The organism is Halomonas sp. Mc5H-6, assembly GCF_024124705.1.
Classification (GTDB): domain Bacteria; phylum Pseudomonadota; class Gammaproteobacteria; order Pseudomonadales; family Halomonadaceae; genus Vreelandella; species Vreelandella subterranea.
Window position 1 is genome coordinate 220,042 of record NZ_JAMXSI010000003.1, and the last position, 14,635, is coordinate 234,676.

At 58.4% G+C, this 14,635-nt stretch carries 15 protein-coding genes; 14 read left to right on the forward strand and 1 reads right to left on the reverse strand.

Annotated elements, in window-relative coordinates; genetic code table 11:
- Positions 1 to 71 precede the first annotated feature (71 nt).
- The 10 genes from NH395_RS06750 (at position 72) to dtd (ending at position 8,711) form a co-directional block, all read left to right on the forward strand.
- Complete coding sequence (locus NH395_RS06750) at positions 72 to 692, forward strand: c-type cytochrome (RefSeq protein ID WP_253023396.1); 621 nt, start codon at positions 72 to 74, stop codon at positions 690 to 692.
- 105 nt (positions 693 to 797) lie between these two features.
- Positions 798 to 1,430 (forward strand): thiol:disulfide interchange protein DsbA/DsbL, encoded by a 633-nt coding sequence (locus NH395_RS06755; protein ID WP_066316349.1) that lies wholly within the window; start codon positions 798 to 800, stop codon positions 1,428 to 1,430.
- Positions 1,431 to 1,465: 35 nt separating this feature from the next.
- Entirely contained in the window at positions 1,466 to 2,275 is an 810-nt protein-coding gene (locus NH395_RS06760; protein ID WP_253023397.1) for an endonuclease/exonuclease/phosphatase family protein, read from the forward strand.
- A 99-nt stretch (positions 2,276 to 2,374) separates the two neighbouring features.
- Positions 2,375 to 2,935, forward strand: a complete 561-nt coding sequence (locus NH395_RS06765) for a TRAP transporter small permease subunit (RefSeq protein WP_253023398.1) — start codon at positions 2,375 to 2,377, stop codon at positions 2,933 to 2,935.
- Positions 2,935 to 4,341 (forward strand): TRAP transporter large permease subunit, encoded by a 1,407-nt coding sequence (locus NH395_RS06770; RefSeq protein ID WP_253023399.1) that lies wholly within the window; start codon positions 2,935 to 2,937, stop codon positions 4,339 to 4,341. The genes NH395_RS06765 and NH395_RS06770 overlap by 1 nt, the downstream gene beginning before the upstream one ends.
- Before the next feature lie 177 nt (positions 4,342 to 4,518).
- The gene (locus NH395_RS06775) at positions 4,519 to 5,631 is read left to right on the forward strand and encodes a TRAP transporter substrate-binding protein (protein ID WP_253023400.1); all 1,113 of its coding nucleotides are present in this window, start codon (positions 4,519 to 4,521) and stop codon (positions 5,629 to 5,631) included.
- A gap of 116 nt (positions 5,632 to 5,747) precedes the next feature.
- The gene (gene thiD / locus NH395_RS06780; protein ID WP_253023401.1) at positions 5,748 to 6,578 is read left to right on the forward strand and encodes a bifunctional hydroxymethylpyrimidine kinase/phosphomethylpyrimidine kinase; all 831 of its coding nucleotides are present in this window, start codon (positions 5,748 to 5,750) and stop codon (positions 6,576 to 6,578) included.
- 101 nt (positions 6,579 to 6,679) lie between these two features.
- The gene (locus NH395_RS06785) at positions 6,680 to 7,522 is read left to right on the forward strand and encodes a universal stress protein (RefSeq protein ID WP_253023402.1); all 843 of its coding nucleotides are present in this window, start codon (positions 6,680 to 6,682) and stop codon (positions 7,520 to 7,522) included.
- Positions 7,523 to 7,593: 71 nt separating this feature from the next.
- A complete protein-coding gene (locus NH395_RS06790; protein ID WP_253023403.1) occupies positions 7,594 to 8,223 on the forward strand; it encodes a chalcone isomerase family protein in 630 nt (209 codons plus the stop codon).
- Between the two features lie 50 nt (positions 8,224 to 8,273).
- Positions 8,274 to 8,711: a D-aminoacyl-tRNA deacylase gene (gene dtd, locus NH395_RS06795; protein WP_253023404.1), complete on the forward strand. Its 438-nt coding sequence runs from the start codon at positions 8,274 to 8,276 to the stop codon at positions 8,709 to 8,711.
- Positions 8,712 to 8,719: 8 nt separating this feature from the next.
- Here the strand turns inward: dtd and NH395_RS06800 are convergent, their stop codons facing one another.
- Positions 8,720 to 10,666, reverse strand: coding sequence for an ATP-binding cassette domain-containing protein (locus NH395_RS06800; RefSeq protein ID WP_253023405.1), 1,947 nt, complete (start codon positions 10,664 to 10,666; stop codon positions 8,720 to 8,722).
- Positions 10,667 to 10,695: 29 nt separating this feature from the next.
- On the opposite strand from NH395_RS06800, the gene NH395_RS06805 reads away from it, so the two are divergent.
- From NH395_RS06805 to NH395_RS06820, 4 genes are all read left to right on the forward strand, one after another.
- A complete protein-coding gene (locus NH395_RS06805) occupies positions 10,696 to 11,283 on the forward strand; it encodes a TIGR02444 family protein (RefSeq protein WP_253023407.1) in 588 nt (195 codons plus the stop codon).
- A 171-nt stretch (positions 11,284 to 11,454) separates the two neighbouring features.
- Entirely contained in the window at positions 11,455 to 12,477 is a 1,023-nt protein-coding gene (dctP, locus tag NH395_RS06810; RefSeq protein ID WP_253023409.1) for a TRAP transporter substrate-binding protein DctP, read from the forward strand.
- A gap of 258 nt (positions 12,478 to 12,735) precedes the next feature.
- Positions 12,736 to 13,314 carry a TRAP transporter small permease gene (locus tag NH395_RS06815; protein WP_253023411.1) on the forward strand — a complete coding sequence of 193 codons (579 nt, stop codon included), beginning with the start codon at positions 12,736 to 12,738 and terminating at the stop codon, positions 13,312 to 13,314.
- A gap of 30 nt (positions 13,315 to 13,344) precedes the next feature.
- Complete coding sequence (locus NH395_RS06820; RefSeq protein ID WP_253023413.1) at positions 13,345 to 14,628, forward strand: TRAP transporter large permease; 1,284 nt, start codon at positions 13,345 to 13,347, stop codon at positions 14,626 to 14,628.
- Positions 14,629 to 14,635: the final 7 nt, after the last annotated feature.

Below are 14,635 nucleotides of genomic sequence, written 5' to 3' on the forward strand. Positions count from 1 at the left end.
GGGCAGCGACCAAGGTGTCAGCTTATGTGTCGTGCGGAGGCTTTGATAACACCAACCATAATGGAATTGCGATGAGAACATTACTGGCAAGCCTGGCCATTTCCCTGGGTGCCGCGGGGGCCGCCGCGGCAGATCCTCGCTCGGAGGCTGACGCGGCCGCCGGTGAAACCCTGGCAACGCCCTGTGCGGCTTGTCACGGACAAGCCGGCATCAGCCCCACGCCGACATTCCCTCATTTGGCAGGCCAGCAGATGTCGTACCTTGCCAAACAAATCATGGATATTCGTGACGGTCGCCGTGAGGTGCCGCAGATGGCGGGGCAGGTGGATGACTTCGATGACCAGGACGCCTGGGACGTGGCCGCCTTTTACGCCGAGCAGGACCCTCATCTCGGCCAGGCTGATGACGACGAAGCGCTGTTGGCCCGTGGCGAAGAGCTGTACCGGGCCGGTGATATGGAAAAAGGCATTCCGGCCTGCAGTGCCTGCCATACGCCGACGGGCGGGGGCATAGGCAGTGCGGCTTACCCAGCGCTCTCGGGGCTGCAGATCGATTACACCGTCAGCACCCTGCAGGACTTTGCCGCCGGTGACCGGGACAACGACCCCAACGGCGTGATGCGTGATATCGCGTCAAAAATGAGCGATGACGACATGCAGGCGGTAGCCAATTATCTGCTGGGTTTGAATTAAACGACCGCCCTCAATAAGCTCATGTCGTTCACTTGCTTTGCCAAGCGGGGAACCCCAGCCGAGCGCTGGGGTCACAAAGACGCTTTCCCACGGAGAAGAGTCACTATGCTGAAAACGTTAATGGTTGCGGTTGCCGGATTAAGCTTGTCAGCGGCGGTCAGTGCCCAAGAGTTGGTTGAAGGACAGCACTACGAAGTACTCGACGAGCCGGTCGAGACCCAGGTTGATGAGGGGCAAATTGAAGTGCTGGAGGTATTCTGGTTTGGCTGCCCGCACTGCTACCGTCTGCAATCACACGTTAATGAGTGGTACGAAACCCTCGATGATGACGTGACGATTGAAAAAATGCCGGCGACCATGGGCGGCGACTGGAATACCCACGCCAATGCCTTCTATGCCGCCAAAGAGCTCGGCATTGAAGAGGAGTTGCACGCGGATTTCTTCGACGCCATTCATCAGGACGAGCGCTCCTTGACCGATGAAGACGAGATCGCCGCGTTTTTCACCGATTACGGCGTTAGCGAAGAGGAAGCCAAGGAAGCCCTCACCGCCTTTAACGTTCGCAGCAACGTGAACAAAGCCCATAGCCGCATGCGTGATATGCGCCTGATGGGCGTGCCTGCACTGGTGATCGATGGTCGCTACGTCGTGACGCCAAGCAGTGCCGGTAGCCTTGAAAACATGCCTAATGTCGCCGATGCCCTGGTTGATCAGGTACGCGAAGCGCGGGAAGAATAACGCTGTCTGACGCTGTATTCGGCACGGGGTTTTGCATGAAAGAGCTGGAGGCACACGCGCCGCTGCTGAGCAGCGGCCACCTGCGCCTGTTAACGTTTAATCTCCAGGTCGGGATTCAGACCTCGGCGTATCATCACTACGTGACGCGCAGCTGGCAGCATCTCCTGCCCCATCCCCAACGCTTGCAGCGACTGGCTTTGATGGCCGAGGTGATGGGCAGGTTCGATGTGGTCGGGCTGCAGGAAGTCGATGGCGGCAGTTTTCGCTCAAGCCGCGTGAATCAGGTCGAATACCTGGCCGCCAAGGCGGGATTGCCCCACCATTTCCAGCAGTTGAACCGCAACCTGGGGCGCATTGCCCAGCACAGCAACGGGCTGCTGTCGCGCTTGGTTCCCAGTCAGGTAGAAGAGCATCGTTTGCCAGGCGCAATGCCGGGACGCGGTGCCATCCACGCGCGCTTTGGCGACGGGCCGGATGCGCTGCATATCTTTGTGGCGCATCTGGCGCTGAGCCATCGCGGGCGAGTGCGGCAGCTCAACTACCTCAGTGAAATCATCCAACCGCTGCGCCATGTAGTGGTGATGGGGGATTTGAACTGCACGCCGGATCAACTGCATGCCCATGAACGCTTCAATAACGCCCTGCCGCTACATCCGGTAAAACCCCTGCTGAGCTACCCCTCCTGGCAGCCGCGGCGGGCGCTGGATCATATTCTGCTCTCCCAGTCCCTTGAGGTGGTGGACGTGCAGGTGCTGGATCATCTGTTCTCGGACCATCTCCCAATCGCTGTCGATCTGCCACTTCCCGACGCTTGTCTGGCGGCGATTCGCGCAAGCGTTAAATAATAAGCGCGTCTCGCTGTTTAGGGACGCTGCAATATCTGCGTATTTGCGCTATTGTCTGGGTCGCTGACTCTTCTTAGCCGTTTTACGCGAGACACTTCCATGTCGGACACAACAAAACTACCTGCCTTGATAGGTGCGCTGGACCGCGCTTCTGAGTGGTTCGGACGATCCCTTGCGTGGCTGATCATCATCATGATGCTGATTCAGTTCGCGATTGTACTGCTGCGCTATGCCTTCAGCGTGAACAGTATCTTCATGCAAGAGCTGGTGATGTACATGCACGCCACCGTCTTTATGCTCGCCGCTGCCTACACCTTTCGCCACGACGGTCATGTGCGGGTCGATATCTTCTACCGGGGAATGTCGCCACGCCGTCAGGCCCTGATCAATGTGGTGGGCATTGTGACGTTATTGATACCGGTGATGGTGTTCATCATTGCGTCGAGCCTGGGATATGTGGCCAATTCCTGGCGCATTCTTGAAAGCTCTCCTGACCACGGCGGCATTCCGGCGGTATTTGCCCTTAAAACCTTGATACCGCTGTTTGCCCTGCTGATGATCGTGCAAGGCGTGATCGAAGTGGTGCGCAACGGCTACATCCTGACCGGACGAATAGCACCGCCTGATGCGGATGATGACCATCTTGAGGAGCGCCTTTGATGCTGGACTTCATGCCGATCGTATTATTTGCCGTCATCTGTATTGTCTTGATGTTCGGCTTTCCCGTGGCGCTTTCGCTGGCGGGCACGGCGCTGCTGTTTGCCGGGATGGGGCTGGGGCTTGAAGCCATGGGCGTCGATGCCAACTTTGACAGCGGCTATCTTGCCGCGCTGCCCAACCGGTTATACGGCATCATGACCAACCAGACGCTGTTGGCGGTGCCGCTGTTCGTCCTCATGGGCGTGCTGCTGGAAAAATCCAAGGTTGCGGAGACCCTGCTCGATGCCATGGCCCTGCTGTTTGGCGCCATGCGCGGCGGCCTGGGCATTTCGGTCACGCTGGTAGGCATGCTGATGGCGGCGTCCACCGGTATCGTCGGGGCCACCGTGGTCACCATGGGGCTGATGTCGCTGCCAACGATGTTGAAGCGTGGCTACAGCACCTCGCTTGCGACCGGGACGATCTGCGCCACCGGTACGCTGGGTCAGATCATTCCCCCTTCCATCGCGCTGGTACTGCTCGGCGATGTCTTGTCATCGGCGTATCAGCAGGCGCAGCTGGATATGGGGATTTTCAGCCCGAAAACGGTATCGGTGGGCGACCTCTTCATGGGCGCACTGGTGCCGGGCTTGATCCTCGTGGTCATGTACATGATTTATGTGGCGGTCATCGCATGGTGGCGCCCGAACATGGCCCCCGCCGCTGACCGGAATGAACTGATGGAGGAGCTTGGTCACACCTCGGGGCTGGGCATGTTGCTGCTCAAGGGGCTGGTGCCGCCCGTGGTGCTGATTGTGGCGGTACTGGGGTCGATCCTCAGTGGCTTTGCAACACCCACCGAGGCTTCCGCTGTGGGCGCCTTTGGTGCCCTGGTGCTGGCGGTGGCCTATCGCCAGCTGGATATGGCGACCCTGAAAGACGTGCTGCGTTCGACGACCAACGTCACCACCATGGTGTTTCTGATCCTGATCGGGGCGGCGCTGTTTTCGCTGGTGTTCCGGGCCTATGGTGGCGAGCACATGGTCACCGAGCTGTTCGAGGGCATGCCCGGCGGCGTGGTCGGCGCGACGATCATCGTGATGCTGGTGATCTTCCTGCTCGGCTTCATCCTCGACTTTATCGAAATCACCTTTGTGGTGGTGCCCATCGTCGGCCCGATTCTGCTGGCCATGGGGCTCGACCCCATCTGGCTGGGCATCATGATTGCCATCAACCTGCAGACGTCGTTCCTGACGCCACCGTTTGGTTTTGCACTGTTCTATCTGCGCGGGGTGGCGCCGCCGTCGGTGCCGACCTCGGCCATCTACCGCGGGGTGATTCCGTTTATCCTGATGCAGTTGGGCATGTTGCTGATGCTGACATTCTTTCCGCAGCTGGCAACATGGTTACCGGCACAGTTTGGCTAATCATGTGTTGAAACGCGTCGCTGTTATCAACGCAAGGACGTGACAACCTAGTACTTACGCAGTTAAATAACTCATTAACAATTTGCAGCAAGCCGCTTGGTCCAATGCCCGAGGCACTCGGCTGAGCGGTGTCTTCCTACCCATAACAGTAATAATAGAAAGCTAGAGGGTTCATGTATGAAAGTTAAAACACTCCCCGTCGCCATTGCCATGACGACCGCCATGTCAGCCAGTCTGCTGGCGGTGTCGAGCATTGATAATCACGCCCAGGCTCAAGAAGAAGAATTCCGCTGGAAGATGGTCACGTCCTGGCCGAAAAACTTCCCGGGGGTAGGCCAAGGCCCCGAGCGTCTTGCCGAGCTTGTGGATGAAATGTCGGATGGCCGCCTGACAATCGAAGTCTTCGGTGCCGGGCAGCTGGTACCGGGCTTTGAAGTCTTTGATGCCGTGTCAGACGGTACCGCTGAGCTTGGCCATTCCGCTTCCTATTACTGGAAGGGCAAAGCCCCCGCCGCCCAGTTCTTTGCCGCCGTGCCGTTTGGCATGAACGCCCAGGAAATGAACGCCTGGCTGCACTTCGGTGGCGGCATGGAGCTGTGGAACGAGCTTTACGATGAGTTTGGCGTCGACGTGTTGGTGGCCGGTGCCTCAGGTGTGCAAATGGGCGGCTGGTATAACAAGGAAATCAACTCGGTTGATGACCTGGACGGCCTGAAAATGCGCATGCCGGGCCTCGGTGGTGAAGTGATGAGCCGCATGGGCGTGGCGATCGTCAACATGCCGGGCGGCGAGATCTTTACCTCGCTGCAGTCGGGTGCGATCGACGCCACCGAGTGGATCGGTCCCTACAATGACCTGGCCTTTGGCCTGCACCAGGCGGCTGACTACTACTATTATCCCGGCTGGCACGAACCGACCGTGATGTTCGAGGCGATCGTCAACGAAGAGGCCATGGCCGAGCTGCCCGCGGATCTGCAAGCGATCCTGAAAACGGCAGTACGCGACGTCAATGCCAACGTGCTGGACGAGTACACCGCACGTAACAACGACGCGCTGGAAACGCTGGTCAACGAGCATGATGTCGAGCTGCGCCGCATTCCTGATGACGTATTAGCGCAGGCACGCGAGCACTCGGCTGATGTCGTCGCCGAGCTGGCAGAGTCCAGCGAAATGGCGACGCGGATTTACGAGTCCTACCAGGCTTTCCAGGAGAAGGTTGAGGATTATCACGCGATCTCCGAGCAGGCTTACTACAATGCACGTAACCCTGAAGGCGACAGCGCCGAATAAGACGCCGAGCCTTGCATGAAATGGCCGCCTTCGGGCGGCCATTTGCGTTTTTAAGGCAGCCAAAACGCCTTTGCTTGGGTATCCTAGCCAAATACTGTGTTTATCCGAGGATCACCATGTCTAATGATTCCCGCCTGCGCAATGTGCTCACCATCGCCGGTTCCGACCCGTCCGGCGGCGCTGGGCTGCAGGGCGATTTGAAAACCTTCTCGGCACTCGGGGTCTACGGAACCAATGTGATTACGGCGGTGATCGCCCAGAATACCTGCGGTGTCGCCTCGGTCTACCCGGTGTCGCCCCAGGCGATTCGTGAGCAGTTGGAGAACCTGCTCGACGATGTCGAGATCGATGCGGTCAAGATCGGCATGGTCGCCAGCCGCGACGTGGCCGAGGTGATCGCCGAGGTGCTGGGGCAGAGGCGGCCACGCTGGATCGTCCTCGACCCGGTGATGGTGGCCAAAAGCGGCGATATTCTGGTCGATAATGAAGGTATCCGGGCGGTGCGCGATATCCTGGTGCCACTGGCGGACGTGATTACCCCCAACCTGCCCGAGGCCGCGGTGTTGCTCGACGCGCCATCGCCCACTGGGCTGGATGAGATGGAAGCGATGCTGCCGGGCTTGACGCAGCTTGGCGCGCCCTATGTGGTGCTCAAAGGGGGCCACCTGCGGGGTGAGACCTGCCCCGACCTGCTGGCGACGCCCAAGGAACATCGCTGGCTGCCAGCGTCGCGGATCGCCACCGAGAACCTGCACGGTACCGGTTGCGCGCTGTCGTCAGCCATTGCTGCCTGCCTGGCCAAGCTTCCAGCAGGGGCTGAAAATGACGCCCCTGTCGCCGCGATTGCCGAAGCCAAGCAGTGGCTGCATGCCGGTCTGGAGGCCAGTGTCAGGCTGAATGTGGGTAAAGGGCGTGGCCCGGTGCACCACTTTCACGCCTGGTGGTAAAGCGCAGCGCCGCTCGCCGGCGGGCGTCACCGTTTCGCTTGCGCAATGGGCCGTTGCGCACCATGCTGAAGGGTGTCCGCTAAGGCTGAGGAGCGTTTGCGATGACTCGTACCGTACTGTTTGCCACTGACCTCTCTGCCGAAAATCGCGCGGCCTTTGCCAGGGCGCTGCGCCTGGCCTACGCCGATGGGGCCCAGCTCGACATTATCCATGTGCTGGACCCCTACTTACCCCGTCGCGTCTTTCACGAGGTTGAAGCGGCGGTGGTAGACGATATCGCCGCCACCCTCAAGGACGTCCGTGAAGATTATGCCCTCGAAGAACCCAAGACGCTGATCCAGACGGTCGCTGGCGCGCCTTACGTCGAAATTATCCGCGAGGCCCACGAACGCCAGGCCGACCTGGTCGTGGTGGGCATGCATCGCAAGCGCGGCCAGAAAGACCTGCTGGCGGGAACCAGTCTGATGCGCATCATCCGCAGCGCGCCCTGCCCTGTGGTGGTTGCCTCTCAGCCGCCGACCCAGCCGTGGGCGTCGATACTGGTGCCCGTCGACTTTTCTCTGACGGCCCGGCACAGTCTGCGTGAAGCGTTGCAGCGTTTTCCGGATACCTCACTGACACTGTTGCATGCCTGGAGCTTGCCGGGCGAACGTGAGCTTGGCTCGCATCCCTACTATGCCCAATGGCGCGACCATGAGGTGACACGGCTGCGCGAACGGCTGGCGCAGGAAATTGACAGCCTGATGAGCGAGCTGGCAGGCGTTCCCGACGTTGAACTGGTGCTGGAGCACGGTTCCCCGTGTGAGGTCTTGAATGCCTACATCAAGCGCCACACCCCCGATTTGGTAGTGATCGGCAGCCGAGATCAACCACACCATGCGAGCCAGTTGACCGATATGCTGTTGAGTGAACCGCATTGCGACGTGATGCTATGCAGAGCATAGCTAGACGGAACTTTTATTCATGTTTTATGTAGTATAGGCATTGTCTTGAAATATTGGGGGAGTGCCTTACTATGCCATCGCTAACATTGACCGATGTTTTCAAAGCGAGTGTTTCTAAAGACGATGGCCTGATGCCGCGCATGTCTCGCGTCGCGGCGTGGCTTCTAGGCGGGCTGCTGTTGTTCGGGTCGCCTGCTCTCTGGGCGCAGACGGTCAGCGAAGAGGGCCAGCGCTTCGAGCGAACCCTGGAAGAGAACGGTCAACGCTATGAGCTTGTCGGCAGCGGCGTTTTTACCTACATGATCTGGACCGCCTATGCCGGCGCGTATTACCAGGCAGAAGGCGAAACTGACCCCCGGCCACAAAGCGATATACCCCGCCGCCTTGAGTTGGCCTACTTCCATGGCATCGAGGCTGAAGAGTTTGCCGACGCCACCACGGAAACGCTGCAAAAAAACCTGACCGCCTATGAATACTCGCAGCTGGAAGACGATATTAATGCTTTTAACCAACGTTATCAGGACGTCGAACCACAGGATCGCTATGTATTGAGCTGGGACGGCGATACGCTGCGCTTGGCACTGAATGGCGAGGTGCTGTTCGAGGGCGGAAACGCGGAGCTGGCCAGCGCCCTCTTTGGTATATGGTTAGGTGAGCGCCCCCTGGGTGGAGACTTCCGCGATGCGCTGCTAGGGAGGTAATCACGCCTTGGCATGCGTTATACTGGCGCTTTTGCGAGCGAGGCATAAACGTGAAAGCACTGATACAGCGGGTAACCCGGGCAAGCGTTGATGTCGAAGGCCGTACCGTGGGCGCCATTGACCACGGGCTGTTGGCACTGGTGGGCGTCGAAAAGGGCGATGGCCAGGCGGATGCCGACAAACTGCTGCACAAGCTGCTGAATTACCGCGTGTTCAGTGACGCTGACGGCAAGATGAATCTGAATGTGCAGCAGGCTGAGGGCGGCCTGCTACTGGTGTCACAGTTCACCCTGGCGGCCGATACGCGTAAAGGCCTGAGGCCCAGCTTTTCAAGCGCCGCGCCCCCTGATGAAGGCGAGCAGCTGTTTAACTACCTGGTGACCCAGGCGCAATCCGCCTGGCAGAAGGTCGCTACCGGCGAGTTTGGCGGCAATATGCAGGTCTCGCTGGTGAACGACGGGCCGGTGACCTTCTTGCTGGAGAGCTGAGCGGGTCTTCAGGCATTCTCGTTGGCCACTAGCTCAGCTTCCATGGCTTCCAGTGCCTCTTCGGCGGCCAGCCACTCGGCTTCGGCGTCGTTCAGGCGCGCCTTGATATCAGCCTGGCGGGCCAGGGCATCGGTCAGTTCAGCCTTGCGGGCGCTATCGGTGTAAAGTTCAGGGTCGGCCAGTATTTCCTCGACCTTTTCCAGTGACTGCTGGGCCTTTTCCATCGCCTTTTCCGCCTGGTCGCGCTGCTTTTTGAGCGGACGCAGTTTCTCACGTAATTCGGCGGCTGCCTTGCGAGCGGCCTTGCGGTCGCCACTGGGCTGTTGGGCCTGGCGTTCGTTTTTCTCGCTACGGTTGTCGCGGCGGCTTTCTTCCAGGCGTGCCTTCAACCAGGCGCGATAATCGTCGAGGTCGCCGTCAAAAGGCTCGACGCGATGGTCGGCGACCCGCCAGAACTCATCCACCGTGGCGCGCAGCAGGTGGCGGTCGTGAGAAACCAGAATGACGGTGCCTTCGAAACTGGCCAACGCCTGAGTGAGGGCCTCGCGCATTTCCAGATCCAGGTGGTTGGTGGGCTCATCCAGCAGCAACAGGTTGGGCTTTTGCCACGCCACCAGGGCCAGCGCCAAACGGGCCTTCTCGCCACCTGAAAAGGTGCCCACCTGGCCGAAAGCGTCGTCGCCTTTAAAGCCAAACCCGCCCAGGAAATTGCGGATTTCCTGGTCACTGGCGGTGGGCGATAGCCGCTGCACATGCACAAATGGCGTGGTCGTCACGTCGAGCCCTTCCAACTGATGCTGGGCAAAGTAGCCAATCGCCAAGTGCTCGCCGGGCACCCGCTTGCCGTTTAACAGGTCGAGTTCGCCGGTGAGCGATTTGATCAGCGTTGACTTACCCGCCCCGTTGGGACCCAGCAGGCCGATCCGGCTACCCGGCAGCAGGGTAACATTGACCTTGTCCAGCTGGACGATATCGCCCGCATCGCCGCGATAACCCAGCGTGGCCTGGTCAAGCACCAGCAGCGGATGCGAGGTTTTATCCGAGGCGGGCAGGGTGAAATGAAAGGGCGAATCGACATGGGCAACCGCAATATCTTCCATGCGTTCCAGCATCTTGACGCGGCTTTGGGCCTGCTTGGCCTTGGTGGCCTGGGCGCGGAAGCGCGCGATGAAGCGCTCGATTTCCTCGCGCCGTGCCTGCTGCTTGGCGGCTTCGGCACGCTGGAGGGCGAGCTTTTCGGCGCGGGTGCGCTCAAAAAGCGAGTAGTTGCCGCGGTAAAGTTCCAGCGTCTGGTGATGCATATGCACAATGTGATCGCATACGTCATCCAGGAAATCGCGGTCGTGGGAAATCAACAGCAAGGTGCCGGGGTAGCGGGTAAGCCACTGCTCCAGCCACAGCAGTGCATCAAGGTCCAGGTGGTTGGTGGGCTCATCCAGCAGTAGCAGGTCGGAGGGCATGAACAGGGTGCGAGCCAGGTTGACGCGCATTCGCCAGCCCCCAGAAAACGCCGACAGCGGTCGGTCGAGGTCGGCCTGAATAAAGCCGAGCCCGACCAGCAGTTGCGCCGCGCGGGACTCGGCGCGATAGCCGTCGAGGGTTTCAATCAAACCGTGCAGTTCAGCCTCCCGGTGGGCTTGACCCGCGTCACGGGCAGCCTGTAGATCCGCTTCAGCCTGGCGAAGGGCGATGTCGCCATCCATCACATACTCGATAATCGGCCGGTCCAGCGCCTCGACTTCCTGGGCCATATGCGCGATACGCTGCCCGCCGCTCAGTTCAACGTCGCCCTGGTCCGGGCCGAGTTCGCCCAGTAGCAGCTTAAAGAGGCTCGATTTGCCTGCACCGTTAGCCCCGATGATCCCCGCTTTCACCCCGTCGTGGAGGGTGAGGTCGGCGTTGTCGAGTAGCGTTTGCGTGCCGCGTTGCAGAGCGACTTGGCGCAGTGCGATCATGCGTTCTCCCGAATAAGATGGGGCATACAATGCCAGATTCTATGGCGCTTGATTCTACCCGATTCGCGGCGCTTCAGCAGACACCGCTGTGGGATTTCGCGCTAACCTTTTATCGCCGCCCCGGTGTCGAGCCGTCGTGCCTGACGCTACAGGACCATGCCGGTGTGGATGTCTGCGAGCTATTGTTTCATGGCTGGCTGTATGTGCATGGACTCGAGGCGTTACCCGAATCGCTTGTCGCGCATCGCCAGGCGCGCCGTGATTGGCAGGCGGGAGTCACAGAGGTGCTGCGTGGGCTTCGGCGCGATTTAAAGCATTATGATGCACCCAGCGAGACCGTCTCCGCCCTGCGTGAGCGGATCAAGCAGGCTGAGCTGCTCGCCGAGCGTGAAAACCTTCAACGTTGGCAAAGGTGGGCATGGGACCATGGGCAACCCTCTACGCGCCTGAAAAATATGCCAGCCAACTCGCACGATGCGGGAAGATGGCTGCAAGAACGTGTTTTATTACCGCACGATTCGATGCTGGACGGTGGCGAGCCAGAAGCCCGCGAGGCCCTTGAACACGCCTTTAGCGTGCTAGGTCAGCAACTTGACCCCTTACGGCGAGCGCGCTAGCCTGAAAATTAGCTGCTTTTGAATAACTGATTGTTATTAGGCCTTTGAGATGTGCAGCGCCATTCAGCGACTGCACAATGGTCAATGACACCGCGCGTTGTGAGACGCGCCGATCAAAGCAGATTCCTGCGCACTCGTACAGCGCGCTTACCACTGCAAGGGGAACACCGCATGAAGGCAAGCAAGTTAGTAACGACGGCGAGCGTCAGTGCACTGTTGGTTGGTATGTCGGGCGTCGCTCAGGCTGACAACTGGCGTTACGCGCACGAAGAATACGAAGGCGACGTCCAAGACGTTTTCGCCTATGCGTTCAAAGAGCACATCGAGGATAACTCCGATCATACCGTCCAGGTCTATCGCTTTGGCGAGCTTGGCGAGTCCGACGACATCATGGAGCAGACCCAGAACGGTATCCTCCAGTTCGTCAACCAGTCGCCTGGCTTCACCGGCTCACTCATCCCCGAAGCACAGATCTTCTTCATTCCTTACCTGCTTCCCACCGACGAAGAAACCGTGCTTGAGTTCTTCGACGAGAGTGAAGCCATCAACGAGATGTTCCCGGAGCTTTATGCCGAGCAAGGCTTAGAGCTACTGCAAATGTATCCAGAAGGTGAGATGGTCGTGACGACCAACGAGCCGTTCACCTCTCCTGAGGGGCTGGATAACAAGAAAATCCGTACCATGACCAACCCGCTGTTGTCGGAAACCTACGACGCATTCGGGGCTACGCCAACGCCGTTGCCATGGGGTGAGGTATACGGTGGTCTGCAGACCGGCGTTATCGACGGTCAAGAGAACCCGATCTTCTGGATCGAGTCTGGCGGTCTTTATGAAGTATCGCCACACCTGACCTTTACCGGTCACGGCTGGTTTACCACTGCGATGATGGCTAACCAGGACTTCTACGAAGGGCTTTCCGAAGAAGATCAGCAACTGGTCCAGGAAGCCTCTGAAGTGGCTTACGATCATACCATCGAGCATATCCAGGGCTTAGCCGAAGAATCGCTTGCCAAAATCCAGGAAGCCTCTGACGAAGTCACCGTCACGCGTTTGAATGAAGAGCAGATTCAGGCCTTCCGCGAACGTGCGCCTCAGGTTGAGGAAGCATTTCTGGAAATGACCGGTGAGCGTGGCGAAGAGCTGCTCAATCAGTTCAAGGAAGACCTGGAAGAAGTCTCCAGCGGCGAAGAATAAGCAGCCCTCGCCTTACAAGGTGCTGCAACGGAAGAACCAAAGGGGCGGCCAGCGGCTGCCCCTTTCTCATATGATCAATAGCAATATCAATTCGCTTGTTGGAAAGAAATTCGTTCATCCAGCGTTGAACCAGTAACGTTGGGTTACCGCTAGGCTGATTATGTTAGCCGTGGATGGCACAACAATTTCCGGCATTTAGATCGGGTGTGGAAAGGTGAAATCGCTAGCGCAAGGCTGCGTGATAAAAGGAGTCCGGCCATGACCGAAGAAGAGTCTGAGAAAAGCTACCGCTCTGGCTTGCCCGGTTTTTTAGGGGTAATTGATACCGCTATCAGCAAATTAGAAGCCGTCATTTTAGCGATGGGGGTTTTGCTCATGGCGCTGAATACGGTCACTAACGTGGTTACACGCTTTGTGTTCGGCCACAGCATCATGTTTACAGGCGAGCTCAACCGTATCCTGATTATCATGATCACCTTTGCCGGTATTGGCTACGCCGCCCGGCACGGTCGGCATATTCGCATGTCGGCCATCTACGATGCCCTCCCCACGGGAGGTCGCAAAGTACTGATGATCGTCATTGCCTTGTTTACCTCGCTGGTCATGTTCTTTTTGCTTTACTACTCGGTGTTTTACATCATCGATTTGTATAGCAAAGGGCGCGTGCTGCCATCCTTGGGGCTACCCATCTGGATCATTTACCTCTGGGTACCGATGGGCTTTTTGATTACCGGCATTCAATACCTGCTAACGGCAATTAAGAATATGACCTCCCGGGATGTGTACCTCTCCACCGGGGTGGTGGATGGTTATAAAGATACCGAAACGGAAGTCTAACGCAGGGCAACACTGCCTAGGGGAACCGCTATGACGACAATAATGGTCACTACGATGATTGCCCTGCTGTTGCTGGGCTTTCCGATGATGATCCCGTTGATCACCGCCTCGGCCATTGGCTTTTACATGATGTTCAACGGACTGGGGCAGATGGAAACCCTGATTCAGCAGATGATGGCGGGGATACGCCCTGCATCGCTGATCGCGGTGCCCATGTTTATTCTGGCCGCCGATATCATGACCCGGGGCCAGTCAGCCAGCCGATTGATTGACATGGTCATGTCGTTTATTGGCCATGTGAAAGGCGGCCTGGCCGTCAGCACGGCCGCGTCATGTACGCTGTTCGGGGCAGTGTCGGGATCGACACAGGCCACGGTGGTGGCCGTTGGCTCGCCGTTGCGGCCGCGAATGTTGAAAGCGGGGTATTCGGACTCTTTCACGCTGGCGTTGATTATCAACTCCAGTGATATTGCCTTTCTGATTCCCCCAAGTATTGGCATGATCATTTACGGGGTCATTTCAGGCACGTCCATTGGTGAGCTGTTTATTGCCGGGATCGGGCCGGGCTTGATGATTCTGATGATGTTTGCCGCCTACAGCATGATTTATGCGACGGTGAAAAACGTCCCTACCGAGCCAAAAGCCAGCTGGGGAGAGCGCGGCAGGGCTGTGCGCATGGCGCTTTGGCCTTTGGGTTTCCCGGTGATTATCGTGGGCGGTATTTATGGCGGTATTTTCAGCCCCACTGAAGCCGCGGCGGCCTGCGTGCTGTATGCCGTCTTCCTCGAGTTTCTGGTCTTCCGTTCGCTGAAAGTGAATGATATCTACGCCATTGCCAAATCGACGGGCTTGATTACCGCCGTGGTGTTTATTCTCGTGGCCGTGGGCAACAGCTTTTCGTGGATCATCTCGTTTGCGCAGATCCCCCAGGCGATTCTGGAGGCAGTGGGCGTCAATGAAGCAGGCCCCACCGGCGTCCTGATTGCCATTTGTATCGCGTTCTTCGTGGCATGCATGTTTGTCGACCCGATTGTGGTTATCCTGGTACTGACCCCCATCTTTGCGCCAGCCATTGCCTCCACGGGGCTGGATCCTGTTTTGGTCGGGATTCTGATTACCCTTCAGGTGGCCATCGGCTCGGCGACGCCGCCCTTTGGGTGCGATATCTTTACCGCCATTGCGATATTCAAGCGCCCGTATTGGGATGTGATCAAGGGCACCCCACCGTTTATCTTTATGCTGATTCTGGCGGCCGTGCTACTGATCATGTTCCCGCAAATTGCCCTGTTCCTGCGCGATGTAGCGTTTCGCTAAGTCGTCA